This window comes from Streptomyces sp. NPDC053665, assembly GCF_055585285.1.
The window spans coordinates 1,321,408-1,346,735 of the sequence record NZ_JBVJKK010000001.1 but is presented as its reverse complement, the minus strand read 5'-3'; the positions used below and the strand labels follow the sequence as shown (position 1 = coordinate 1,346,735).

The following is a 25,328-nucleotide window of genomic DNA, read 5'->3' as shown; positions in this document are numbered from 1 at the left end:
CCCAGCTTGACCCGATCGCGGTGCCGGCAAGGATCCGGTTCACCGCCTGAGTCCTGGAGAAGGCGAGGACTTGAGCATGGGATCCACTTCCGCCGAGCACCACGGCACCGAGGGTGTCGGCCGCCGTGATCTGATCAAAAGGTCCGCCGCGCTCGGGCTGATCTCCGTCCCCACCATGAGTTTCCTGTCCGCCTGCGCGAGCAGCGGCGGGGACGACAGCGGGGACAAGGCCAAGGCCGGCAAGAAGACCGCGAAGAACCCGCTCGCCGTCAATGACACGGCGGGCATGGAATTCGTCCTGTTCGACGGTGGTTTCGGCAAGGAGTACGCCGAGGACGCCGTGAAGATCTACGAGAAGAACTTCCCCAAGGCGTCGGTGAAGTTCTCCGCCACCCAGAAGATCCAGTCCACGCTCCAGCCCCGCTTCAACCAGGGCACCCCGCCGGACCTCATCGACAACTCCGGCGCCGAGCAGATGGACATGGGCGTCCTCGTCGGCAAGAACCAGCTCACCGACCTCACCCCGCTGCTGGACGCGCCCTCCTACGACGACCCGGCCAAGAAGGTCCGCGACACGCTGCGCCCCGGCATCGTGGAGATGGGCCAGTTCGACGGCGAGAAGGTCTGGATCCTGTACTACGCCTACACGGTCTACGGCGTGTGGTACTCGCAGAAGGCCCTGGACTCGCTCGACGAGCAGTACCCGGAGACCTGGGACCAGATGCTCGCGGTCTGCGCCAAGGCCAAGAAGAAGGGCATGGCGGGCTGGACGTACGCGGGCAAGTACCCCTACTACATCCCCTTCTCGCTCTACCCGATGATCGGCAAGGTCGGCGGCCGCGAAGTCCTCGACGCCATCGACAACCTGGAGCCGAACGCCTGGAAGCACCCGGCCGTCAAGGCCTGCTTCGAGGCCTACTACGAGCTCTACAAGAAGGGCTACGTCCTCAAGGGCACCCCGGGTCTGGACCACATCCAGTCGCAGACGGCGTGGGCCGAGGGCAAGGCGCTGTTCCTCCCGAACGGCTCCTGGGTGGAGAACGAGTCGGCGAACGTCATCCCGGAGGACTTCAACCTGGCGGTCTCCGCGCCCACCGGCCTCGACTCCTCCGACAAGATGCCGTTCGGCACCATCTGGGCCTCCGGCGGCGAGCCCTTCATCGTCCCGGCCAAGGCGAAGAACGCCGCCGGCGGCATGGAGCAGCTGCGCATCATGCTCAGCGAGGCGTCGTCGAAGAACTTCACCGGCAAGGTGAAGTCGCTGACCGCCTACAACGGCGGCACCGACGGCATCCCCCTCACCCCCGGCCTCAAGTCCGGCGTCGCGGCGCTGGACAAGGCGGGCGAGAACGTGGTGAATCCCCGTCTGCAGGACTGGTACGTGCAGTTGCAGAAGGAGAAGATCGGGGTGTCCGGTCTCGGCGAGATGATGGCCGGCCGCCTCACCCCGGCCGAAGCCATCAAGAAGATCCAGGGCTTCGCCGACGAGGCCGCCAAGGACGACTCCATCAAGCACTACAAGCACCAGTAACGGCACCGGAAAACCAATTTCCGCAACGGCACCGGAGTGGCGATGCAGCACGGCAAGTACCGGTTCATCGTGGGCTTCCTCGCGCTGCCCCTGGGACTGTACGCCCTCTTCGTGGTCTGGCCGTTCATCCAGTCCATCTACTACTCGTTCACGGACTGGACCGGCCTGAGCCCGGAATTCAAGATGGTCGGTTTCGACAACTACAGCCGGATGCTCGACGACGACATCTTCTGGAAGTCGTTGCAGCACAGCCTGCTGTTCGCCCTCCTGCTGCCGGTGGTGACGATCGGCCTCGCGCTGTTCTTCGCCTTCATGATCAACGTGGGCGGCCGGAAGAGGAGGAACGGCCCGGTCGTCACCGGCGTCCGCGGTTCCTCCTTCTACAAGATCGTCTACTTCTTCCCGCAGGTCCTCTCGATCGCCATCGTCGCGCTGCTGTTCGCGTTCGCGTACAACCCGGACAGCGGCGCGATCAACTCGCTCCTGCGCGGCATCGGCCTGGACGACGTCCAGCCCCTCTGGCTGGGCGACCCCGATCTGGCCCTCTGGGCGGTGATGGGGGTCCTCGTCTGGTCCACGGTCGGCTTCTTCGTGGTCCTCTTCTCCGCGGGCATGGCCTCCATCCCCGCGGACATGTACGAGGCGGCCCTGCTGGACGGCGCCAACCGCGTCACCACGTTCTTCCGGATCACCCTGCCCCTCCTGTGGGACACGGTGCAGTCCGGCTGGGTCTACATGGGCATCCTCGCCCTGGGCGCCGAGTCGTTCGCGGTCGTGCAGATCATGACGACCGGGCCGGGCGGTCCCGACTACTCGACCACCGTCATGGTCCTGTACGTGTACCAGAAGGCGTTCCGGGACGGGCAGGCCGCCTACGCCACGACCATCGGTGTCGCCCTGCTCGTCGTCACGCTGGCCTTCGCCGCCGTCGTGATGCGGCTGGGCCGCCGCGAGCGGCTGGAGTACTGATGAAGACCACCGAAACCCCCGCTCCGCTCCCGGCCGAGTCCGGTGCCGTCCTCACCAAGGAGGACCTGCCGCCGGCCGCACCGCCCAGGGCGAGGAAAGAGGGCACGGTCCTCAACGTCTTCTCGCACGGCGTGCTGGTCATCTGGGCGATCATGGTGGTCATGCCGCTGCTCTGGGCGGTCATGACGTCCTTCAAGGACGACCGCTCCATCTTCAGCTCGCCCTGGTCCCTCCCGGACTCGCTGCACTTCGACAACTGGTCGCGGGCGTGGACCGAGGCCAACATGAGCGACTACTTCCTGAACACGGTCCTCGTGGTCGGCGGATCGCTCATCGGCACCCTGGTCCTGGGCTCCATGGCGGCCTACGTCCTGGCCCGCTTCGACTTCCCGGGCAACCGCTTCATCTACTTCCTGTTCATCGGCGGCATGAGCTTCCCGATCATGCTGGCCCTGGTCCCGCTGTTCTACGTCGTGAACAACATGGGGCTGCTGAACACCATCCACGGCCTGATCCTGGTCTACATCGCCTACTCGCTGCCGTTCACGGTGTTCTTCCTCACGGCGTTCTTCCGTACCCTCCCGACGTCGATCGCCGAAGCGGCCTTCGTCGACGGCGCCTCGCACAGCCGCACGTTCTTCCAGATCATGCTGCCCATGGCCAAGCCGGGCCTGATCAGCGTGGGCATCTTCAACTTCCTGGGCCAGTGGAACCAGTACATGCTCCCCACGGTCCTCAACACCGACCCCGACAAGAGGGTCCTCACCCAGGGCCTGGTCCAGCTGGCGGTCAGCCAGGGCTACAAGGGCGACTGGTCGGGCCTCTTCGCGGGCCTGGTGATGGCGATGCTGCCGGTCCTGGCCGCGTACATCGTCTTCCAGCGGCAGGTGGTGCAGGGTTTGACGGCGGGTGCGCTGAAGTAACCGTCTCGGCTCGGCCCGAGCATCGCTCTGCCGGCGCGCATGCCCGCAGCCCGGGCGGGACGGCGGGACACACCGGCACCCGCGTACGGCGAGAAGGGGCCGTGCCGGGGGGTGTCCGCCCGCAGCTGGTTGGCGCGTCAACGGACAGTCAGTCGGCACGCAAGTCGATCGCGCCGTTCCGAGGACGGACACCCCCCGGCGCGGCCCCGACCCCCCACCCGCCGGCAGGCGAAGCGCGCACCCCCGAGCACCCGCGCAGGCCGTCGCCGCCGGACCAGGTCGAGACGACGGGAAGTCCCGTGGGATGGTTCCCGGATGCGCCTGGCAGCCGACGGAGTCACGCCGATCTCGCGATCGGTGCTGGTGGAGAACCTCGAGACCGACGACGGGTACGTCTTCGAGCCGGCCGGCCCGCTCTTCCTGGCCGCGGGCGACCGGATCACCTTGGACGGTGACCGGCTCGTCGTCGAACGGGCCGGTGGTGCGCGGCTGTCGGTGAGTGGCCACTGGTCCACCCGCTGCGGGCCCGCCTCCCGGCGGCGGATCCGTGGGGAGTGAGTCGGCCCACAGCCCCTTCGCGCCCCTCCGGGGAGGAGCGCCGCCGCGCGGCCTCCGGCCCGCCCCGGGTCCGGAAGGCGCTACCCGCGCTGACCCCGCGTTCGCGCACCCCCCACAGGCGGCCGCGCCAGAAAGCGCGCACCACGCGTGGCACTCCGCAATCGCCCGCGCACACCCCGGAATCGGTTCAACCTCTTGACGGGAGGCGACCCTAACGGCTCAGCTTAGAGTTCACTAGTTGGACATAGACGGGGCCTCACCGATGCGGCCCCGTGCGCAGGAGGTCGTCGTGGAGACTCCGGGGTCGCAGTCGTCGCTGCACCGAGCCAACCTGGAGCGTGTCGTACGAGCCGTGCGCCTGGCGGGCTCCCTCACCCAGGCCGAGATCGCCCGGACGACGGGTCTGTCCGCGGCGACGGTCTCCAACATCGTCCGGGAGTTGAAGGACGGCGGCACCGTCGAGGTCACCCCGACCTCCGCCGGCGGCCGCAGGGCGCGCAGCGTGTCCCTCAGCGGCGACGCCGGCATCGTCATCGGCGTCGACTTCGGCCACACCCACCTGCGCGTCGCCGTCGGCAACCTCGCCCACCAGGTGCTCGCGGAGGAGTCCGAGCCGCTGGACGTCGACGCCTCGTCCGCCCAGGGCTTCGACCGCGCGGAACAGCTGGTCAGTCGCCTGATCAAGGCGACCGGCGTCGACCGCTCCAAGATCGCCGGCATCGGCCTCGGCGTCCCCGGCCCCATCGACGTGGAGTCCGGCACCCTCGGCTCCACCGCCATCCTCCCGGGCTGGACCGGCACCAACCCCGCCGAGGAGCTCCACGGCCGCCTCGGGGTCCCCGTCCACGTGGACAACGACGCCAACCTCGGCGCCCTGGGCGAGATGGTCTGGGGCAGCGGCCGGGGCGTGCGCGACCTGGCGTACATCAAGGTCGCCAGTGGTGTCGGCGCCGGGCTCGTGATCAGCGGGAAGATCTACCGCGGTCCCGGCGGCACAGCCGGAGAAATCGGGCATATTACACTTGACGAATCAGGCCCCGTCTGCCGCTGCGGCAACCGCGGCTGCCTGGAGACCTTCACGGCCGCGCGCTACGTGCTCCCGCTCCTCCAGTCCAGCCACGGCACCGACTTGACCATGGAGGGCGTCGTGCGGCTGGCGCGGGACGGAGACCCGGGCTGCCGTCGGGTGATCGCCGACGTCGGCCGCCACATCGGCAGCGGAGTGGCCAACCTGTGCAACCTGCTGAACCCGAGCCGCGTGGTGCTCGGCGGTGATCTCGCCGAGGCCGGCGAGCTGGTGCTCGGGCCCATACGGGAGTCCGTCGGACGCTACGCGATCCCCAGCGCCGCACGGCAGTTGACCGTCCTTCCCGGCGCTCTCGGGGGCCGCGCGGAGGTGCTCGGGGCGCTCGCTCTGGCCCTCAGTGAAATGGGCGATTCGACCCTTCTGGACGGGACTGCCGGGGCACCCCGGCAGGCGGTCAGCCCTGCCTTCACTTAGAGAACGGATGGCACCGTTGCCATCTCGTTAAGGATTTACTTCTTGACGTCGCACGCGCGGCCGAGTTGACTTCCAGCCACCTCGGCCGCAATGTCGCGGCCTCGTCAGGGAGGTTTCTGAAGTGAACACGCGTATGCGTCGCGCCGCCGTTGCGATTGCCGCCGGTGCCATGGCTGTTTCGCTCGCCGCTTGTGGCAGCGCCAAGGAGTCCGGCGACAAGGCCGACTCCTCCGGGTCCGCCAAGAAGGGCGACGACATCAAGGTCGGTCTGCTCCTTCCCGAGAACGCGACCGCCCGTTACGAGAAGTTCGACCGTCCGCTCATCGAGAAGAAGGTCAAGGAGCTCACCAACGGCAAGGGCGAGGTCGTCTACGCCAACGCCAAGCAGGACGCCAGCACGCAGAACCAGCAGGTCGACACGATGGTGACCAACAAGGTCGACGTGCTGATCGTGGACGCGGTGGACTCCAAGGCGATCGCCGGCTCGGTGAAGAAGGCCAAGGACGCGGGCATCCCCGTCGTCGCCTACGACCGCCTGGCCGAGGGCCCGATCGACGCCTACACCTCGTTCGACAACGAGACGGTCGGCAAGACCCAGGGCGAGGCCCTGCTGAAGGCGCTGGGCGACAAGGCCAAGGACGGCCAGATCGTCATGATGAACGGCTCCTCCACCGACCCCAACGCCGCCCAGTTCAAGAAGGGCGCGCACTCCGTGCTCGACGGCAAGGTCAAGATCGGCCGCGAGTACGACACCAAGGAGTGGAAGCCGGAGAACGCCAACGCCAACATGGAGGGCGCCATCTCCGCCCTCGGCAAGAACAAGATCGTCGGCGTCTACTCCGCCAACGACGGCATGGCGGGCGGCATCATCACGGCCCTGAAGGCCGCCGGCATCGACGACATCCCGGTCACCGGCCAGGACGCCGAACTCGCCGGTGTGCAGCGCATCGTCACCGGTGAGCAGTACATGAGCGTCTACAAGCCCTACCCGCAGGAGGCGGACGTCGCGGCCGAGATGGCCGTCGCCCTCGCCCAGGGCAAGTCGCTCGACTCGGTCGCCAAGGACAAGGTCGACAGCCCGACCACCAAGGCCGTCCCGTCCGTCCTGGTCCCGGTCGTCTCCCTGACCCAGGACAACATCAAGGACACCGTCATCAAGGACGGCATCTACACCGTGAACGACATCTGCACGGGCAAGTACAAGGCCGCCTGCGACAAGATCGGTCTCAAGTAAGCAGCCCTCCCGTCCCCGGGACACGGGAGTCCGCCCCCGGACTCCCGCGCCCACCAGGGGACCGGCTGCCCCGAGTTCCTCCGGCGCCCCGCCACACCAGCCCCGCAAGCTATGCGGGGCGCCGGAGTGATCACTCCTCCCACACTTCTGCACAACCTCCCGCCGGGTCAGGCGGCGAAGGAGATGGTTCACGTGTCCGCTACGCCCGTGCTGGCGTTGCGCGGGGTCTCCAAGCGATTCGGTGCCGTCCAGGCGCTCACCGACGTAGAGCTCGAGATCCACGCCGGTGAGGTGGTCGCCCTGGTCGGCGACAACGGCGCCGGAAAGTCCACGCTGGTCAAGACGATCGCCGGCGTGCATCCCATCGATGAAGGCGTCATCGAGTGGGACGGCAGGCCCGTCCAGATCACCAGGCCGCACGACGCCCAGAACCTGGGCATCGCGACCGTCTACCAGGACCTCGCGCTCTGCGACAACATCGACGTCGTCGGCAACCTCTACCTGGGCCGGGAGATCCGCAAGCGCGGCGTCCTGGACGAGGTGGAGATGGAGCGCCGCTCCCGCGAGCTGCTCGACACGCTGTCGATCCGCATTCCCAGCGTGCGCATCCCGATCGCCTCGCTGTCCGGCGGTCAGCGCCAGACCGTGGCCATCGCCCGGTCCATGCTCGGCGAGCCGAAGCTGGTCATCCTCGACGAGCCCACCGCCGCACTCGGCGTGGAGCAGACCGCGCAGGTCCTCGACCTCGTCGAGCGGCTGCGCGAGCGCGGCCACGCCGTCATCCTCATCAGCCACAACATGGCCGACGTGAAGGCCGTCGCGGACAAGGTCGCCGTGCTGCGCCTGGGCCGCAACAACGGCGTCTTCGAGGTCAAGTCGACCTCGCAGGAGGAGATCATCTCCGCCATCACCGGCGCCACCGACAACGCCGTGACCCGCCGTGCGGCGCGCACGAACGGGGAGGTATCCAAGTGAGCATCGACAAGACCTCCGCGGCTCCGGAAGACCACGTCGTGGAGAACCCCGAGGCGGCCAAGGCCGCCGTCACGGTGGTCGACCCCCGGCTGCTGGTGCGCGAGCAGGGACTCAAGGGCTACGTCAGCGAGTTCAAGCGCAAGATGAAGTCCGGTGACCTGGGGTCCCTCCCGGTCGTCATCGGCCTGGCGATCATCTGGATCATCTTCGCGAGCCTGAACTCCAACTTCCTCACCGCCGGCAACCTCTCCGACATGTCCGTCGCGATGGTCGGCACCGGCATGATCGCCGTCGGCATCGTGTTCGTGCTGCTGCTCGGCGAGATCGACCTGTCGGTCGGCTCCGTGTCCGGTGTCGCCGGCGCCAGCTTCGCGGTGCTGAACGTCACCAACGGCATGAACGAGTGGCTCGCCTTCGTGCTGGCCATCCTCACCGGCACGGTCGCCGGCGTGCTGCACGGCTTCTTCTTCGCGAAGATCGGCGTCCCCGCCTTCGCCGTCACCCTGGCCGGTCTGCTGTTCTGGAACGGCTTCATGCTCCAGATCCTGGGCGACAACGGCACCATCAACCTCGACCCGGACGGGGTCGTGGCCCAGCTGACCAGCTACTACTTCTCCGACGTGGCCGCCGCGTACGCACTGGCCGCGGTGGTGACCGCCGGGTACTTCCTCAGCTCCTTCCTGGGCAACCGCCGCCGCGAGGCCGCGGGTGTGCCGTCCCGGCCGCTGAGCGAGACCATCGTGCGGACCGTGCTGCTGGCGGTCCTGGCGTTCGCCGTGGCGATCGTCTTCAACCAGTACAAGGGCCTGCCGCTGGCCGTGGTGATCTTCATCGCGGTGCTGCTGGTGACGGACTTCGTCCTGCGCCGGACCGCGTACGGCCGCAAGGTGTTCGCCCTCGGCGGCAGCGTCGAGGCCTCGCGCCGCGCCGGCATCAACGTGGAGATGGTCCGCATCTCCGTGTTCGCGATCTCCGGCACCTTCGCCGCGGTGGGCGGTCTGTTCATCGCCTCGAAGATCGCCGCGGCCAACCAGGGCGCCGGCGGCGGTGACCTGCTGATGAACGCGATTGCCGCGGCGGTGATCGGCGGTACGTCGCTCTTCGGCGGCCGCGGACGCACCTGGAACGCGCTGCTCGGTGTGCTGGTCATCGTGTCGATCCAGTACGGGCTGGCCCTGGAGGGCATCGCCTCCCCGGTCCAGTACATGATCACCGGTGGCGTGCTCCTGGCCACGGTCGTCATCGACGCCGTGACGCGCAAGACGCAGAAGACCGCGGGTCGCGCGTAACCCCGAACCGCACACCTGTGCCCGGTACCACCCGGTACCGGGCACTCGTGTGTCGTGGGCGGGGCGCATCATGGGTAGAGCCGAACGCGTGACGTACGGCCCGGAGCCACGGCGCCGCCCGCCCGGGCGGAACATTAGACTCGACAAGCCCGGCAACAGCTCTACTGCAAGGAGGCACGGGTGCCGCTGCTGACCCGTATCAGGGGACCGCGCGATCTGGACCGGCTCAACCTGGAGGAGCTGAACCAGCTGGCGGAGGAGATCCGGACCTTCCTTGTCGAAGCCGTCTCCAAGACCGGCGGTCACCTCGGCCCCAACCTCGGCGTGGTGGAGCTCACCATCGCCCTGCACCGGGTCTTCGACTCGCCCAAGGACAAGGTGCTCTGGGACACCGGCCACCAGTCCTACGTGCACAAGCTGCTCACCGGCCGCCAGGACTTCTCGAAGCTGAAGATGAAGGGCGGCCTGTCCGGCTACCCCTCGCAGGCGGAGTCCGAGCACGACGTCATCGAGAACTCGCACGCCTCGACCGTCCTCGGCTGGGCCGACGGCATCGCCAAGGCCAACGAGCTGCACCAGCGCGACAGCCACGTGGTGGCCGTCATCGGCGACGGCGCCCTCACCGGCGGCATGGCCTGGGAGGCGCTCAACAACATCGCCGAGGCCAAGGACCGCCCGCTGGTCATCGTGGTCAACGACAACGAGCGCTCCTACGCGCCCACCATCGGCGGCCTCGCCAACCACCTGGCCACGCTGCGCACCACCGACGGCTACGAGCGCTTCCTCGCCCGCACCAAGGACATCCTGGACCGCACCCCGGTCGTCGGGAAGCCGCTGTTCGACACCCTGCACGGCGCCAAGAAGGGCCTGAAGGACTTCATCGCCCCCCAGGGCATGTTCGAGGACCTGGGCCTGAAGTACGTCGGCCCCATCGACGGGCACGACGTCGAGGCCCTGGAGTCCGCGCTCGCCAAGGCCAAGCGGTTCGGCGGGCCGGTCATCGTGCACTGCCTCACCGAGAAGGGCCGCGGCTACCAGCCCGCCCTCCAGGACGAGGCCGACCGCTTCCACGCCGTCGGCAAGATCCACCCCGACACGGGCCTGCCGATCGCCAGCTCCGGCGCCGACTGGACCTCCGTGTTCGGCGAGGAGATGGTCAAGCTCGGCGAGGAGCGCGAGGACATCGTCGCCATCACGGCCGCCATGCTCCAGCCGGTCGGCCTCGACAAGTTCGCCAAGCGTTTCCCCGAGCGGGTCTACGACGTCGGCATCGCCGAGCAGCACGGCGCCGTCTCCGCGGCCGGTCTCGCCACCGGCGGCGTCCACCCGGTGTTCGCCGTGTACGCCACCTTCCTCAACCGCGCCTTCGACCAGGTGCTGATGGACGTGGCCCTGCACAAGTGCGGCGTCACCTTCGTGCTCGACCGCGCCGGGGTCACCGGCACCGACGGCGCCTCCCACAACGGCATGTGGGACATGTCGATCCTCCAGGTCGTGCCCGGCCTGCGGCTGGCCGCCCCGCGCGACGCCGACCAGGTGCGCGCCCAGCTGCGCGAGGCCGTCGCCGTGGAGGACGCGCCGACGGTGGTCCGCTTCTCCAAGGGCGCCGTCGGCCCCGCCGTGCCGGCCGTGCGCCGCGTGGGCGGCATGGACGTGCTGCGCGAGCCGGGCACGGACCGGCCGGACGTGCTCCTGGTCTCCGTCGGCGCGCTCGCGCCGATGTGCCTGGAGATCGCCGGGCTGCTCGACAGGCAGGGCATCTCCACGACCGTCGTCGACCCGCGCTGGGTCAAGCCCGTCGACGAGGCCCTGGCCCCGCTCGCCGAGCAGCACCGGGTGGTCGTCACCGTCGAGGACAACAGCCGGGTCGGCGGTGTCGGCTCGGCGATCGCCCAGGCGCTGCGCGACGCGGGTGTCGACGTGCCGCTGCGGGACTTCGGCATCCCGCCGCGCTTCCTCGACCACGCCTCCCGCGCCGAGGTCATGGCCGAGATCGGGCTGACCGCGCCGGACATCGCCCGCCAGGTGACCGGGCTGGTCGCCAAGCTGGACGGCCGGTACGAGCGCGGCGCCGCGGAGACCGTGGAGTCCGCGCGCGACTGACCGCCGCAGGGCGCCCGCGACGACGGACGCAACCGGGCAGACCGGAATGGGTCGGTTACCCCACCGTGAGGGTGGTGTAACCGGCCCATTGGCGTGAATGCGCCCGTGCCGGGGCATACGGAGGGTGCCACCTCTCGATCATGTCGAGGACGACAAGCGTGGGAGGTACCCCGTGAGCAGTACCCTCTTCCGGACGAAGAAGGTCGAGCAGTCCATCCGTGACACCGAGGAGCCGGAGCACGCGCTCAAGAAGTCCTTGTCCGCGCTGGATCTGACCGTCTTCGGCGTCGGTGTGATCATCGGTACCGGCATCTTCGTACTCACCGGCACAGTCGCCAAGAACAACGCCGGGCCCGCGGTGGCCCTGGCGTTCGTCGCGGCCGGCATCGCGTGCGCGCTCGCCGCGCTCTGCTACGCCGAGTTCGCCTCCACCGTTCCGGTCGCCGGGTCCGCCTACACGTTCTCGTACGCGTCGCTCGGCGAACTGCCCGCCTGGATCATCGGCTGGGACCTCGTCCTGGAGTTCGCGCTCGGGACGGCGGTGGTGGCCGTCGGCTGGTCGGGCTACATCCAGTCGCTCATGGAGAACGCGGGCTGGACGATGCCCGCGGCCCTGGGCAGCCGCGAGGGCGCCGACGTGTTCGGCTTCGACATCCTCGCCGCCGCGCTCGTCCTCGTCCTCACCGGCATCCTCGTGCTCGGCATGAAGCTGTCGGCGCGCGTCACCTCGGTCGTCGTCGCCATCAAGGTGACGGTCGTCATGGTCGTGATCATCGCGGGCGCGTTCCTCATCAAGGGCGACAACTACGACCCGTTCGTCCCGAAGTCCAAGCCGGTGGACGCCGGGTCCAGTCTCGACTCGCCGCTGATCCAGCTGATGTTCGGCTGGGCGCCCTCCAACTTCGGCGTGATGGGCATCTTCACCGCCGCCTCGGTGGTGTTCTTCGCGTTCATCGGCTTCGACGTCGTGGCCACGGCGGCGGAGGAGACGCGCAACCCGCAGCGGGACATGCCGCGCGGCATCATCGGCTCCCTGATCATCTGCACCACGCTCTACGTCCTGGTGTCGATCGTCGTCACCGGGATGCAGAACTACACCAAGCTGTCCATCGACGCGCCGCTCGCCGACGCGTTCAAGGCCACCGGGCACCCGTGGTTCGCGGGCTTCATCAGCTTCGGCGCCGCGGTCGGCCTCACGACGGTGTGCATGATCCTGCTGCTCGGGCAGACGCGGGTGTTCTTCGCGATGAGCCGGGACGGGCTGTTGCCGCGCTTCTTCTCGCACGTGCACCCGCGCTTCAAGACCCCGCACCGGCCGACGATCCTGCTGGGCGTGATCATCGCGGTCCTGGCCGGCTTCACGCCGCTGACCGAGCTGGCGGCCCTGGTGAACATCGGCACGCTGTTCGCCTTCGTGGTCGTGGCGATCGGCGTGATCATCCTGCGCCGGACGCGCCCGGACCTGCCCCGCTCCTTCCGCACCCCGTGGGTGCCGGTCATCCCGATCCTGTCGGTGTGCGCCTCGCTGTGGCTGATGATCAACCTGCCCGCCGAGACGTGGGTCCGGTTCGGCATCTGGATGGCCGCCGGGTTCCTGGTGTACTTCCTGTACGGCCGTTCGCACAGCCGCCTGGCCAAGGGGGAGGAGCCGGCGGAGCCGGTGGACCTGCGGTAGCCCGCGGTGAGCAGCGCCCCGGCCGCGGCCCCGCCGTGGCGGGGGCGCTCTACGGACGGGCCGTCCGGGGGCCCGCCACGTCCGCCCCCAGTGCACCGACCCGGCCGCGCAGCTCCCGGTCCGCCGTGACCACGAGGACCCGGCGGTCGCCCGCCGACGCGACCACCTCCACGATGTGGTCGTCGCCGCTGCCCCGCGCCGGCGACACCCGCACCCCGGGCACCGACTCGACTCCCCTCGCCGCCCCCTCCACCACGAGCACGATCTCCACGGGCCCGGGCACCCCGGCGATCCCGTCCGACGCGAGCCGGTCCCGCAACCGCTCCGCCGCCCCCTTGCGGTCCCGCCACCACCCGTCCGGCACGGATCCGACGACGTTGGCGGCGTCGACGACGACGAGGACCGGCTCGGGCGCGTTCATCCGGCCAGGATCGCACGGCGCCGGGCACCGTACCCGGGGGTGGGCCGCGCACCGGGTCACCGGACCCGCATAAGGTGAACGGGTGAACGGCGACTGGTTCATCCGCGGCCGCGACGGCCGCCTCACCGTCTACCTGCCCTCCGGCGAAGCCGTCCTGTGCCGCGCGGAGCGCGGCCCCGGTGGCCCCTGGGAGGACGTCCCGCGCACCGTCGGCGGCAGCCAGAAGCTGCACCCGGGCGGGGCCGTCGGACAGGGCGCCGACCGCTACGCCCACCTGGCGGCCTGGCGGCCCACCGTGCCGGGGGAGTCCGGCCTCGTGCACACCACGCACTTCCGGCCCCGCCTGGCGCCCCTGGACTGGGTGCCGATCGGGCACCCGGACAAGCAGGGTGAGCGCACGGGCCCGCCGGCCGTCGCCGTCGACGGCCCCGGGCGCGGCTACGTCTTCGTGCGGAACGCCCGCGGCGGGGTGGGCCTGCGCAACCAGAAGGTCAGGGGCGGCTGGGGCGGCTGGCACGACCTCGGGGGCGAGGACGTCGGCGAGCAACTGGCGCCCGTGGCGGGGGAGTCGGGCCGGATGGAGCTGTACGCCTCGGCGCCCGGAATGATCCTGCACTGGGTGCAGGAGGGCGACGGGAAGAAGCCGGTGCTGGCCGACACGGTGGAGGTCGACGTCCGGCCGGGAACCCTGCGCGCGCTCGCCACCTCGGCCGAGCACACCAGCGTCTTCTTCACGGACGGGTCCGGGGACCTGTGCGCCTGGCGCCCCGGTGGGAAGCCGGTGAGCCTTGTCGCGGCCGCCGGGCCCGGGCCGGTCAGCGCCGTGCGGTGCGTCATCGAGGGGCACGACTGCACGGTGCTCGCCCAGCGGTCGGCGAGCGGCCGGGTCGCCTTCGCCGCCTACCCGACCGAGCAGGAGCCCGCCGGGGCCTGGTGGACCGAGTCGGGTCCGCAGCTGCCGTCGGACGCCCTGGTGGCGCTGGCGCTGGACGAGCACGAGGAGGTCGTCGCCGCCACGTTCTCGCCCTCGACGGGCACGCTCCTCCTCGCCCGCCGCAAGGACGAGCCGGGCCTGGCGCTCACCGCCTGGCGCGAACTGTGAGCCACCCGCCCGCGGGCGCACGGGAGAGCACCCGGGCATGACAGGAGGGCCTCCGCATGGCGCGAGAGGCCCTCCTGACGGTCAGTTCAGCGCACGGTTCACGCCGGGACGGACGCCACGCCCTGCGCCAGGAACCGCTTGCCGTTCACCCGCTCGGAGACGCCCTCACGGTCCAGGTACGGCGTGATGCCGCCCAGGTGGAAGGGCCAGCCGGCGCCGGTGATGAGGCAGAGGTCGATGTCCTGCGCCTCGGCGACCACGCCCTCGTCGAGCATGATGCCGATCTCCTGCGCCACCGCGTCGAGCACGCGGTCGCGGACCTGCTCCTCCGTCAGGACGGTGTCGCCCTGCTTCAGCAGCGCGGCGACCTCGGGGTCCAGCTCCGGCTTGCCGGAGTCGTAGACGTAGAAGCCGCGCTTGCCCGCCTCGACGACCGCCTTGAGGTTCGGGGAGACCGTGAAGCGGTCCGGGAAGGCCCGGTTGAGCGTCTCGGAGACGTGCAGGCCGATGGCCGGGCCGACGAGCTCCAGGAGGACCAGCGGCGACATCGGCAGACCGAGCGGCTCGACGGCCTTCTCGGCGACCTCGACGGGGGTGCCCTCGTCGATGACGTTCTGGATCTCGCCCATGAAGCGGGTCAGGATGCGGTTCACGACGAACGCCGGGGCGTCCTTGGTGAGCACCGCGGTCTTCTTCAGCTTCTTGGCGACACCGAACGCGGTGGCCAGGGAGGCGTCGTCGGTCTGCTCGCCGCGGACGATCTCCAGCAGCGGCAGCACGGCGACCGGGTTGAAGAAGTGGAAGCCCACGACCCGCTCGGGGTGCTTGAGCTTCGAGGCCATCTCCGAGACCGACAGCGAGGAGGTGTTGGTGGCGAGGACCGCGTGCGCCGGGGCGACCGCCTCGACCTCCGCGAACACCTTCTGCTTGACGCCCATCTCCTCGAAGACCGCTTCGATGATGAAGTCGGCGTCCGAGAAGCCCTCGGCCTTGTCCAGCACACCGGACACCAGCGCCTTGAGGCGGTTGGCCTTGTCCTGGTTGATGCGGCCCTTGCCGAGCAGCTTGTCGATCTCGCCGTGGACGTAGCCCACGCCCTTGTCGACGCGCTCCTGGTCGATGTCGGTCAGCACGACCGGCACCTCGAGGCGGCGCAGGAACAGCAGCGCGAGCTGGCTGGCCATCAGACCGGCGCCGACGACGCCGACCTTGGTGACCGGGCGGGCGAGGTTCTTGTCCGGGGCGCCGGCCGGGCGCTTGCCGCGCTTCTGCACCAGGTTGAAGGCGTAGATGCCGGCGCGCAGTTCACCGCCCATGATGAGGTCGGCGAGGGCCTGGTCCTCGGCGTCGTAGCCCTGCTGGAGGTCGCCGTTCCTGGCGGCGTCGATGATGTCCAGGGCGCGGTAGGCGGCCGGGGCGGCGCCGTGCACCTTGGAGTCCGCGATGAAGCGGCCCTTGGCGACGGCCTGGTCCCAGCCCTCGCCGCGGTCGATCACCGGGCGCTCGATCTTCAGCTCGCCCTTGAGGACGGTCGCGGTCCAGATCAGCGACTGCTCCAGGAAGTCCGCGCCCTCGAAGATCGCGTCGGCGATCCCGAGCTCGTAGACCTGCTTGCCCTTGAGCTGCTTGTTCTGGTTGAGGCTGTTCTCGATGATCACCGAGACGGCCTTCTCGGGGCCGATCAGGTTCGGCAGGATCGTGCAGCCGCCCCAGCCCGGGACGAGGCCCAGGAAGACCTCGGGCAGGGAGAACGCCGGCACGGCCGCGGAGACGGTCCGGTAGGTGCAGTGCAGACCGACCTCGACACCGCCGCCCATCGCGGCGCCGTTGTAGTAGGCGAAGGTCGGCACGGCCAGCCCGGAGAGCCGCTTGAAGACCTCGTGGCCGCCCTTGCCGATGGCGAGCGCGTGCTCGTGCTCCTTGAGGATCTCCACGCCCTTGAGGTCGGCGCCGACCGCGAAGATGAACGGCTTGCCGGTGATGCCGACGCCGACGATCCCGCCGTCCGCCGCCTCCTTCTCGACCTGGTCGATCGCGGCGTTCAGGTTCGCCAGCGAGGCCGGGCCGAAGGTGGTCGGCTTGGTGTGGTCGTGGCCGTTGTCCAGGGTGATCAGGGCGAAGCGCCCGGCACCCAGGGGGAGGTCGAAGTGGCGTACGTGCGCACTCGTGACGACCTCGTCCGGGAACAGCTCGGAAGCCTGCTTCAGAAGCTCGGCGGTGGTGCTCACTTGTCCCCCTCGAAGTGCGGGTTCTCCCAGATGACCGTCGCGCCCATGCCGAAGCCGACGCACATGGTGGTCAGGCCGTAGCGGACGTGCGGCTGCTCCTCGAACTGGCGGGCCAGCTGCGTCATCAGGCGGACGCCGGAGGAGGCCAGCGGGTGGCCGAACGCGATGGCGCCGCCGTACTGGTTGACGCGCTCGTCGTCGTCGGCGATGCCGTAGTGGTCGAGGAAGGCCAGGACCTGGACGGCGAAGGCCTCGTTGATCTCGAACAGGCCGATGTCGGAGATCGACAGGCCGGCCTGGGCCAGCGCCTTCTCCGTGGCCGGGATCGGGCCGTAGCCCATGACCTCCGGCTCGACGCCCGCGAAGGAGTAGGAGACCAGGCGCATCTTCACCGGGAGGTCGTGCTCCCGGGCGAAGTCCTCGGAGGCGATGAGGGAGGCGGTGGCGCCGTCGTTCAGACCGGCGGCGTTGCCCGCGGTGACCCGGCCATGGACGCGGAACGGGGTCTTCAGGCCCTGGAGGTTGTCCAGGGTCGTGCCCGGGCGCATCGGCTCGTCGGCGGTGACCAGGCCCCAGCCCGTCTCACCGGCCTCGGGCGAGGTGCGGCGGACCGAGATCGGCACCAGGTCGGCCTGGATCTTGCCGTTGGCGTACGCCTTGGCGGCCTTCTCCTGGGAGCGCACGGCGTACTCGTCGGCGCGCAGCTTGGTGATCTGCGGGTAGCGGTCGTGCAGGTTCTCCGCGGTCATGCCCATGAACAGGGCCGACTCGTCGACCAGCTTCTCGGAGACGAACCGCGGGTTGGGGTCGACACCCTCGCCCATGGGGTGGCGGCCCATGTGCTCGACGCCGCCGGCGATGGCGATGTCGTAGGCGCCGAAGGCCACGGAGCCGGCGACCGTGGTGACGGCGGTCAGCGCGCCGGCGCACATGCGGTCGATGGAGTAGCCGGGCACGGACTGCGGCAGGCCGGCCAGGATGCCCGCGGTGCGGCCGATGGTCAGGCCCTGGTCACCGATCTGCGTGGTCGCGGCGATGGCGACCTCGTCGATCTTCTTCGGGTCGAGGCCGGGGTTGCGGCGCAGCAGCTCCCGGATCGCCTTCACGACGAGGTCGTCGGCGCGGGTCTCGTGGTAGATGCCCTTCGGGCCCGCCTTGCCGAACGGGGTGCGGACGCCGTCGACGAAGACGACGTCCCTGACGGTACGAGGCACGATGGCTCTCCTCCAGGGTCAGGATTGCAGTGCTGCTGCGGTGCGCTGAGCGCGCGCTCAGTCCCCATGCTACTTATGAGTAACGTAGCTGCACAGCCCTGACAGGCGGAGCGGTGAAGGTCACACCATCGGCGGTGCGGACCGTACCGGGAGGCAGGACGGCGACATCGAGGATCTTGGCGTGATCTCGACGTCGCCTCCACCCCGGACGGGAGCACTCGTCACGGCGACTACGCGGACAGCGCCTCCACCAGCACCGGTGTCACCTGCTCGACCTGCCAGGGGCGCGCGCCGTGTCCCGCCAGCGCCTGGGCGACCGACTCGGCCGTGACCTCCTTCGGCGGCTCCCAGCACACCCGCCGGACGGTGTCCGGGGTGATCACGTTCTCCTGGGGCATGGTGAGCCGCTCGGCCAGCGCCGACACCCCCGCCCGCGCCGCGGACAGCCGCGCCGCGGCGGCCGGGTCCTTGTCGGCCCAGGCGCGCGGCGGCGGGGGCCCGGCCACCGGCTGCCCCGGCTGGGGGAGCTGGGCCTCGCTCAGCGCCTTCGCCCGGTCCACGGCCGCCTGCCACTGCTCCAGCTGGCGCTTGCCCATCCGGTGCCCGAAGCCGGGGAGCGCCGCCAGGGCGCGCACGTCGGCGGGCAGGGCCAGGGCCGCCTCGACGATCGCCGCGTCCCCGAGCACCTTGCCGGGGGAGACGTCCCGCCGCTGCGCGATCCGGTCCCGGGTCTGCCACAGCTCCCGCACGACGGCCAGCTGCCGCCGCCGGCGCACCTTGTGCATCCCCGAGGTGCGCCGCCAGGGGTCCTTGCGGGGCTCGGGCGGCGGCGCCGAGGCGATCGCGTCGAACTCCTGCCGCGCCCACTCCAGCTTCCCCTGCCGGTCCAGCTCCTTCTCCAGCGCGTCCCGCAGGTCGACGAGCAGCTCGACGTCCAGCGCCGCGTACCGCAGCCACGGCTCGGGCAGCGGCCGGGTCGACCAGTCGACGGCGGAGTGGCCCTTCTCCAGCACGAAGCCCAGGACGCCCTCGACCATCGCGCCGAGGCCGACGCGGGGGAATCCGGCGAGCCGGCCGGCCAGCTCCGTGTCGAACAGGCGGGTGGGCACCATGCCTATCTCGCGCAGGCAGGGCAGGTCCTGGGTGGCGGCGTGCAGCACCCACTCGACGCCGGACAGGGCCTCGCCCAGGCCGGAGAGGTCGGGGCAGGCCACGGGGTCGATCAGGGCCGTCCCGGCACCCTCGCGGCGCAGCTGCACGAGGTAGGCGCGCTGGCCGTAGCGGTAGCCGGAGGCCCGCTCGGCGTCGACGGCGACGGGCCCGGAGCCGGCGGCGAAGGCGGCGACCACCCGGGCCAGGGCGGTCTCGTCCGCGACGACGGGCGGGATGCCCTCACGCGGTTCCAGCAGGGGGATCGGCGCCTCCGTAGCAGAAGATCCGCCGTCGTCCGGAGGAGCGCCTCCGGTGGTTCGCAGTGAGCTGTCTGCTGCGGTGTCGTGGGCGTCGGTCACCTGTCAAGGGTATCCATGGATGGAGAGCGCCCGCCGACGGAACGTTCCGTCGGCGGGCGCCCGGGGGTCGCAAACCAGTCATGCCGGGGAAGAGGCGGGTTCGCGATCCGTGTGTGACGCGACCGGGGTCAGTGGATGATCCCGGTCCGCAGGGCCACCGCGACCATTCCGGCGCGGTCGCCCGTGCCGAGCTTGCGGGCGATACGGGCGAGGTGGCTCTTGACGGTCAGGGCGGACAGGCCCATCGAGACGCCGATCGCCTTGTTCGACTGGCCTTCGGCGACCAGGCGCAGCACCTCGACCTCGCGGCCGGAGAGCTCGCGGTAGCCGCCCGGGTGGCTCGGGGCACCCGGGGGGCGGCGGTGCAGGCGGGCGGCGGCGGCGCCGATGGGGGCGGCGCCCGGACGGGTGGGGAGCCCGACGTTGGTGCGGGTGCCGGTGACGACGTACCCCTTCACACCGCCGGCGAGCGCGTTGCGCACGGCGCCGATGTCGTCGGCCGCCGACAGGGCGAGCCCGTTGGGCCAGCCCGCGGCGCGGGTCTCGGAGAGCAGGGTGAGGCCGGAGCCATCCGGCAGGTGGACGTCGGCGACGCAGATGTCGCGGGGGTTGCCGATGCGGGGACGAGCCTCCGCGATGGACGAGGCCTCGATGACATCGCGCACACCGAGCGCCCACAGGTGGCGGGTGACGGTGGAGCGGACGCGCGGGTCGGCCACGACCACCATGGCGGTCGGCTTGTTCGGGCGGTAGGCGACCAGGCTTGCGGGCTGCTCGAGGAGAACGGACACCAGGCCTCCTGGGGTGCGGGACGGGGCCGGCTCGTGGGGGGTGAAGCCGGGACGAACCGTGCTTTCAAGGTCACAGTCGTCTTCGGCACCGACCCCGTCCGCCTTTAGAGAAAGATCACGATCCAGTGATAACAATCCGTGCAATTCGGACACGCGGTCGATCATTCGAAGGCCGGACGGTTTCGGTCTGCGTCGGTACGCGGTCGAAAGTGGCCGTATCGACAAAGTGATTCGGCCAAGAGGGGGACTCAGGTGTGATCGTCGGCAGGGCATGGTTGACCGCCCCGTACAGGTTCGATCAGTACGGGGTCGGTGAAGGGGGTTCGTGCGGCTCGGTCAGTGCGAGCGGGGGCCGCGCCGCTGGGGCAGCGTCACCACCGAGGCGTCGCCGGGCACGGCCGGCGGCAGGCCTCCGACCTGGGCGAGCAGGTCGCACCAGGCGGCCAGGTGCGCGGCCGTGTCCGGCACGCCGCCCAGGCCCTCGCGCGGCGTCCACGACGCGCGGATCTCGATCTGCGAGGCGGCGGGGCGGGCGGACATCCCGCCGAAGTAGTGGGAGCTCGCACGCGTGACCGTGCCGCTCGGCTCCCCGCAGGTCAGCCCGCGGGCCTGCAGCGCGCCGGTCAGCCAGGACCAGCACACCTCCGGCAGCAGCGGGTCCGCCGCCATCTCCGGCTCCAGCTCCGCGCGCACCAGCGTCACCAGGCGGAACGTGCCGCGCCAGGCGTCGTGTCCCGCCGGGTCGTGCAGCAGCACCAGCCGGCCGTCCGCCAGGTCCTGGTCGCCGTCGACGACGGCGGCCTCCAGCGCGTGGGCCCAGGGCGCGAGACGCTTGGGGGCGGGCGTCGGCTCCACCTCGATCTGGGGCCGCAGACGCGCCGCCCGCAGCGCCTCGACGGCGGCCCGGAAGGGCAGCGGGGCGGAGTCCGCCTCCCGCCGGTCGTTCCCGGTGTCCTTCGCTTCGTCCATACCGCCAGCGCCGTCCGACATGGGTCCCTGAGCCGCAGCCATGCGGGAAGGTTACGGTGACCGGAGCCCCGCGCGGGGCTAGACACCCCGCGCCCGTCCAGGGGCTGGATCACGCCGTCCGGCCGCGTGCGAAACTTGCCCCGTGAGTGCCAACGACGCCCCCCGGGCCCCGCAGCCGTCCGCCACGTACGACTCCGCCTTCCTCAAGGCCTGCCGGCGCGAGCCCGTACCCCACACCCCGGTGTGGTTCATGCGGCAGGCCGGGCGCTCACTGCCGGAGTACCGCAAGGTCCGCGAGGGCGTGCCGATGCTCGAGTCCTGCATGCGGCCCGAGCTGGTCACCGAGATCACGCTCCAGCCGGTGCGCCGGCACGGCGTGGACGCGGCGATCTACTTCAGCGACATCGTCGTACCCCTGAAGGCCATCGGCATCGACCTGGACATCAAGCCCGGCGTCGGCCCCGTCGTCGAGCGGCCGATCCGCACCCGCGCCGACCTCGCGCAGTTGCGCGACCTGACCCCCGAGGACGTCTCCTACGTCACCGAGGCCATCGGCCTGCTGACCCGGGAGCTCGGGGCCACGCCCCTGATCGGCTTCGCCGGAGCCCCCTTCACCCTCGCCAGCTACCTGGTCGAGGGCGGCCCGTCCCGCACGTATGAGAACGCCAAGGCGATGATGTACGGCGACCCGGAGCTGTGGGCCGACCTGCTGGACCGCCTCGCGGACATCACCGCCGCGTTCCTGAAGGTGCAGATCGAGGCGGGCGCCTCGGCGGTGCAGCTCTTCGACTCCTGGGCGGGCGCCCTGGCCCCCGTCGACTACCGGCGTTCCGTGCTGCCCGCGTCGGCGAAGGTGTTCGAGGCGGTCGCCGGCTACGGCGTGCCGCGCATCCACTTCGGCGTCGGAACCGGCGAACTGCTCGGCCTCATGGGTGAGGCGGGCGCGGATGTCGTCGGCGTCGACTGGCGCGTCCCGCTCGACGAGGCCGCCCGCCGCGTCGGCCCCGGCAAGGCGCTCCAGGGCAACCTCGACCCGACGGTGCTGTTCGCCCCCACGGAGGCCGTCGAGGCCAAGACGCGCGAGGTCCTGGAGTCGGCCGAGGGCTTGGAGGGCCACGTGTTCAACCTCGGCCACGGGGTCATGCCGTCCACCGACCCGGACGCCCTCACGCGCCTGGTGGAGCACGTGCACACGCACACCGCGCGCTGAATCCGCGCGGGGTCGGCGCGCGGGGTCGGTGTCGATCGGGCGGTCCGGTGAACGCGGCCGCACGGGCGTGCGTATGAAGCGTCAACCGCCCGCGGCGCGGGGAAGGCGCATCGCGGGGCCGACGTGAGGAACAGGCGATGAACGACCGAGGTACTCCTCCGATGCACGCCCTGCCCGACGGCGAGGCGGAACTGACACTGGTGGTGCGGCTGCCCTGGGAGGACGTGGCCCGGCTCGGCCAGGAGGCCGGGCGGCTGGCGACCCAGATGCGGCGGCCCGTGACGCTGGACGAGGCGGTGAGCCACCGGTTGCGCTCGACGCGGGTGGCTGCGCACGCGAAGCCGGCGGGGGAGCAGCCGGCGGCGGTGATGGCCTCGTCGGGGACGGCCTCGTCGGGGTCGGTGTCCTCCCTGCCGGCCCGGCCGCCGGCGGAGCAGGCGCGGCAGGCCATCGACCGGATCAACGGGACGGCGGGCACGGCGTAGGGCTTCGCCGTTGGGCTTCGCCGCAGGGCTGTGTGTCCGTTGCCGGGTGCGGGCGCGTGGGGGCTGTTCGCGCAGTTCCCCGCGCCCCTGAGGGTGTCGGTCGACCGGGCGTTCGCGCAGTTCCCCGCGCCCCTGACACCGCCCTCGGGGGCGGTGTCAGGACGGGTTGTGGATTTTTGTGGACGCCTTGCGGGCTGCCACCAGGACCGGGTCCCAGACGGGGGAGAACGGTGGGGCGTAGCCGAGGTCAAGGGCGGTCATCTGCTCGACCGTCATCCCGGCGGTCAGGGCCACCGCGGCGACGTCGACGCGCTTGCCCGCGCCCTCCCGGCCGACGATCTGCACCCCGAGGAGGCGGCCGGTGCGCACCTCCGCGAGCATCTTGACGGTCATGGGGGAGGCGCCGGGGTAGTAGCCGGCGCGGCTGGTCGACTCGACGGTCACCGCCTCGAAGCGCAGCCCGGCCCGGTGGGCGTCCTTCTCGCGCAGGCCCGTGCGCGCGATCTCCAGGTCGCACACCTTGCTCACCGCCGTGCCGACCACGCCCGGGAACGTGGCGTAGCCGCCGCCGGCGTTGGTGCCGATGATCTGGCCGTGCTTGTTGGCGTGGGTGCCGAGCGGAATGTACCGCTCCTGGCCCGAGACCAGGTCGAACACCTCCACGCAGTCGCCGCCCGCCCAGACGTCCTCGTGACCGCGCACCCGCATCGAGCGGTCCGTGAGCAGTCCGCCGTGCGCGCCGAGCGGGAGCCCGGCCCGCCGCGCCAGGGACGTCTCCGGACGCACGCCGATGCCGAGCACGACGACGTCCGCGGGGAACTCGGCGTCCTGGGTGGTGACCGCCCGCACCCGGCCGTCCTCACGGGTGAGGATCTTCGTCACCTCGGCGTCGCCGACCATCGTGATGCCGAGACCCACCATCGCCTCGCGCACCAGGCGGCCCATGTCCGGGTCCAGGGTCGACATGGGCTCGGCGCCGCGGTTGACGACCGTCACCTCGTAACCGCGGTTGATGAGCGCCTCGGCCATCTCCACGCCGATGTAACCGGCCCCGACGACCACCGCCCGCCGCCCGGGGGTGCGCTCCAGCGTGTCGATCAGGGCCTGGCCGTCGTCGAGCGTCTGCACGCCGTGCACGCCCTCCGCGTCGGCCCCCGGCATGTCGGGCCGGATCGGGCGGGCGCCGGTCGCGATCACGAGCCGGTCGTACGCCGTCCAGGTCTCCTCACCCGAGTCGAGGTCGCGGGCGCGCACCCGCCGGCCCTCGACGTCCAGGGCGGTGACCTCGGTGCGCAGCCGCAGGTCGATGTCGCGGGCGCGGTGCTCCTCGGGGGTGCGGGCGATGAGTCGGTCCCGGCCGGTGACGGCGCCGCCCACCCAGTAGGGGATGCCGCACGCCGAGTACGAGGTGAAGTGCCCCCGTTCGAACGCCACGATCTCCAGCTCGTCGGGGCCCTTCAGACGGCGGGCCTGCGACGCCGCGGACATGCCCGCGGCGTCGCCTCCGACGACGACCAGTCGCTCCCTGCGCGTACGGCTCATGCTCATGCGAACACGCTACGGGAGCAGGGCATTTCAGTCCCGCCCACCCGGCTGCCGTGACTCGGACGCGGGCACCGGACGGGCCGTGGGCAGCGGCCCCGGGGCGCCCGTCGCCGGAGCGGGCCCGGGGCGGCGCGGCAGGCGCGGGCGGACGACCCGCAGCCACAGCAGCAGCAGGGCCGCCGCGGCCGCGGCGAACGGCAGGACCGCGCCGAGGGCGACGGCCAGCCAGCGCAGCACGGTCAGGAACGCGTGCCAGCCGCCCGCGAGCGCGTCGAGGAACCCGGGGTCGTCGTCCCCGGCCGCCTCCGCCACCGGGGCGCGGGACAGGGACAGGGTGACGGTGGCCAGGCTGGTGCGGTCCTTCAGGGACGCCTGCCGGGCGAGCAGCGCCTCGAGATCCGCCTGGCGGGTGCTCAGTTCGCCCTCCAGGGTGACCACGTCGCTGAGCTTGGTCGCCCGGTCCATCAGCTCCCGGATGCGCGCCACGCTCGCCCGCTGCGTCCTGATGCGGCTCTCCACGTCCACCACCTGGTCGGTGACGTCCTGCGCCTTGGCCCTGCGCTCCAGGAGCCTGCCCGAGCCCTCCAGGTCGGTGAGGACCTCCTCGTACTCCTCCACCGGCACGCGCAGCACCACACGGGTGCGCTCACGGCCCTCTCCGTCCCGGGTGGTGGTCTCGTTGCCGACGTAGCCGCCCGCCTCCTCGACGCGGGCGCGTGCCCGGTCCAGGGCCTTCGGGACGTCCTCGACCCGCACGGTCAGTTCGGCGGTACGGATGACGGCGCTGCCGGTGAGCTTCGGCGGAGCGGTCGCCCGGGCACCGCTCGCGGCGCCGCCCGCCCCGGCCTCGGCGCCGGCGGCCCCGTCACCGAAGGCCTTGTCGTCGGCCTGGGGCCCGGCGGCCGGGCGGTCGGCGGCCGATTTGCCGCCGGAGTCGTCGGCGGAGCCGCTGCACCCGGTGAGTGCCAGGGCCGCGGCCAGCAGCACGGCGGCCAGCGGCGGGACGGTGTGTCGTACGGGTCGTCGTGTGCGCATGCGGGCATCCCCCGGGGTCGATTCGCCTGACGCCTCTTCGACGCCCGGGCGGGGGCCGG

At 71.0% G+C, this 25,328-nt stretch carries 21 protein-coding genes; 13 read left to right on the top strand and 8 right to left on the bottom strand.

All coding sequences use genetic code 11. The annotated features are described in order from the left end of the window. Positions 1-76: 76 nt before the first annotated feature. The 10 genes from ngcE to ACZ6ZN_RS05725 all read left to right on the top strand — a co-directional run bounded on the left by ngcE (position 77) and on the right by ACZ6ZN_RS05725 (position 12,758). Positions 77-1,531, top strand: a complete 1,455-nt coding sequence (gene ngcE / locus ACZ6ZN_RS05770) for an N-acetylglucosamine/diacetylchitobiose ABC transporter substrate-binding protein (RefSeq protein WP_469643318.1) — start codon at positions 77-79, stop codon at positions 1,529-1,531. A gap of 42 nt (positions 1,532-1,573) precedes the next feature. Then, complete coding sequence (locus ACZ6ZN_RS05765; protein WP_451878778.1) at positions 1,574-2,500, top strand: carbohydrate ABC transporter permease; 927 nt, start codon at positions 1,574-1,576, stop codon at positions 2,498-2,500. Further along, positions 2,500-3,423 (top strand): carbohydrate ABC transporter permease, encoded by a 924-nt coding sequence (locus ACZ6ZN_RS05760; protein ID WP_398109738.1) that lies wholly within the window; start codon positions 2,500-2,502, stop codon positions 3,421-3,423. Before ACZ6ZN_RS05765 ends, ACZ6ZN_RS05760 begins: the two co-directional genes overlap by 1 nt. Before the next feature lie 315 nt (positions 3,424-3,738). After that, a complete protein-coding gene (locus ACZ6ZN_RS05755) occupies positions 3,739-3,981 on the top strand; it encodes a hypothetical protein (protein WP_469643315.1) in 243 nt (80 codons plus the stop codon). A 289-nt stretch (positions 3,982-4,270) separates the two neighbouring features. Next, positions 4,271-5,482 carry an ROK family transcriptional regulator gene (locus ACZ6ZN_RS05750; protein ID WP_469643311.1) on the top strand — a complete coding sequence of 404 codons (1,212 nt, stop codon included), beginning with the start codon at positions 4,271-4,273 and terminating at the stop codon, positions 5,480-5,482. A 133-nt stretch (positions 5,483-5,615) separates the two neighbouring features. Further along, positions 5,616-6,716 (top strand): ABC transporter substrate-binding protein, encoded by a 1,101-nt coding sequence (locus ACZ6ZN_RS05745; protein ID WP_398109934.1) that lies wholly within the window; start codon positions 5,616-5,618, stop codon positions 6,714-6,716. A gap of 183 nt (positions 6,717-6,899) precedes the next feature. Further along, complete coding sequence (locus ACZ6ZN_RS05740; protein WP_451877944.1) at positions 6,900-7,691, top strand: ATP-binding cassette domain-containing protein; 792 nt, start codon at positions 6,900-6,902, stop codon at positions 7,689-7,691. Then, complete coding sequence (locus ACZ6ZN_RS05735) at positions 7,688-8,980, top strand: sugar ABC transporter permease (RefSeq protein WP_398109735.1); 1,293 nt, start codon at positions 7,688-7,690, stop codon at positions 8,978-8,980. Before ACZ6ZN_RS05740 ends, ACZ6ZN_RS05735 begins: the two co-directional genes overlap by 4 nt. Before the next feature lie 180 nt (positions 8,981-9,160). Continuing rightward, on the top strand, positions 9,161-11,083 hold the full coding sequence (dxs, locus tag ACZ6ZN_RS05730) for a 1-deoxy-D-xylulose-5-phosphate synthase (protein WP_469643307.1): 1,923 nt from the start codon (positions 9,161-9,163) through the stop codon (positions 11,081-11,083). A 172-nt stretch (positions 11,084-11,255) separates the two neighbouring features. Then, positions 11,256-12,758: an amino acid permease gene (locus ACZ6ZN_RS05725; RefSeq protein ID WP_398109733.1), complete on the top strand. Its 1,503-nt coding sequence runs from the start codon at positions 11,256-11,258 to the stop codon at positions 12,756-12,758. 49 nt (positions 12,759-12,807) lie between these two features. On the opposite strand, the gene ACZ6ZN_RS05720 is transcribed toward ACZ6ZN_RS05725, so the two are convergent. After that, the gene (locus ACZ6ZN_RS05720) at positions 12,808-13,179 is read right to left on the bottom strand and encodes a PIN domain-containing protein (RefSeq protein ID WP_451877941.1); all 372 of its coding nucleotides are present in this window, start codon (positions 13,177-13,179) and stop codon (positions 12,808-12,810) included. Between the two features lie 82 nt (positions 13,180-13,261). Here ACZ6ZN_RS05720 and ACZ6ZN_RS05715 point away from each other — a divergent pair, with 82 nt between their 5' ends. Further along, complete coding sequence (locus tag ACZ6ZN_RS05715) at positions 13,262-14,281, top strand: hypothetical protein (protein ID WP_469643304.1); 1,020 nt, start codon at positions 13,262-13,264, stop codon at positions 14,279-14,281. A 98-nt stretch (positions 14,282-14,379) separates the two neighbouring features. On the opposite strand, the gene ACZ6ZN_RS05710 is transcribed toward ACZ6ZN_RS05715, so the two are convergent. The 5 genes from ACZ6ZN_RS05710 to ACZ6ZN_RS05690 form a co-directional block, all read right to left on the bottom strand. Then, on the bottom strand, positions 14,380-16,509 hold the full coding sequence (locus ACZ6ZN_RS05710; protein WP_469643301.1) for a 3-hydroxyacyl-CoA dehydrogenase NAD-binding domain-containing protein: 2,130 nt from the start codon (positions 16,507-16,509) through the stop codon (positions 14,380-14,382). Continuing rightward, complete coding sequence (locus tag ACZ6ZN_RS05705; protein WP_398109729.1) at positions 16,506-17,723, bottom strand: thiolase family protein; 1,218 nt, start codon at positions 17,721-17,723, stop codon at positions 16,506-16,508. Before ACZ6ZN_RS05705 ends, ACZ6ZN_RS05710 begins: the two co-directional genes overlap by 4 nt. A gap of 230 nt (positions 17,724-17,953) precedes the next feature. Continuing rightward, positions 17,954-19,234, bottom strand: coding sequence for an HRDC domain-containing protein (locus tag ACZ6ZN_RS05700; protein WP_469643298.1), 1,281 nt, complete (start codon positions 19,232-19,234; stop codon positions 17,954-17,956). Positions 19,235-19,362: 128 nt separating this feature from the next. Next, positions 19,363-20,025 carry a response regulator transcription factor gene (locus ACZ6ZN_RS05695; protein WP_003993737.1) on the bottom strand — a complete coding sequence of 221 codons (663 nt, stop codon included), beginning with the start codon at positions 20,023-20,025 and terminating at the stop codon, positions 19,363-19,365. Positions 20,026-20,361: 336 nt separating this feature from the next. Then, the gene (locus ACZ6ZN_RS05690; RefSeq protein ID WP_398109727.1) at positions 20,362-21,036 is read right to left on the bottom strand and encodes a DUF3000 domain-containing protein; all 675 of its coding nucleotides are present in this window, start codon (positions 21,034-21,036) and stop codon (positions 20,362-20,364) included. A 100-nt stretch (positions 21,037-21,136) separates the two neighbouring features. On the opposite strand from ACZ6ZN_RS05690, the gene hemE reads away from it, so the two are divergent. Both hemE and ACZ6ZN_RS05680 read left to right on the top strand, forming a co-directional pair. Beyond that, positions 21,137-22,204 (top strand): uroporphyrinogen decarboxylase, encoded by a 1,068-nt coding sequence (hemE, locus tag ACZ6ZN_RS05685; protein WP_398109726.1) that lies wholly within the window; start codon positions 21,137-21,139, stop codon positions 22,202-22,204. Between the two features lie 137 nt (positions 22,205-22,341). Further along, complete coding sequence (locus ACZ6ZN_RS05680) at positions 22,342-22,689, top strand: hypothetical protein (protein WP_469643294.1); 348 nt, start codon at positions 22,342-22,344, stop codon at positions 22,687-22,689. A 156-nt stretch (positions 22,690-22,845) separates the two neighbouring features. Here the strand turns inward: ACZ6ZN_RS05680 and ACZ6ZN_RS05675 are convergent, their stop codons facing one another. Continuing rightward, a complete protein-coding gene (locus ACZ6ZN_RS05675; RefSeq protein WP_469643292.1) occupies positions 22,846-24,237 on the bottom strand; it encodes an FAD-dependent oxidoreductase in 1,392 nt (463 codons plus the stop codon). A 27-nt stretch (positions 24,238-24,264) separates the two neighbouring features. Further along, positions 24,265-25,269 carry a DUF4349 domain-containing protein gene (locus ACZ6ZN_RS05670; protein WP_469643289.1) on the bottom strand — a complete coding sequence of 335 codons (1,005 nt, stop codon included), beginning with the start codon at positions 25,267-25,269 and terminating at the stop codon, positions 24,265-24,267. Positions 25,270-25,328 lie beyond the last annotated feature (59 nt).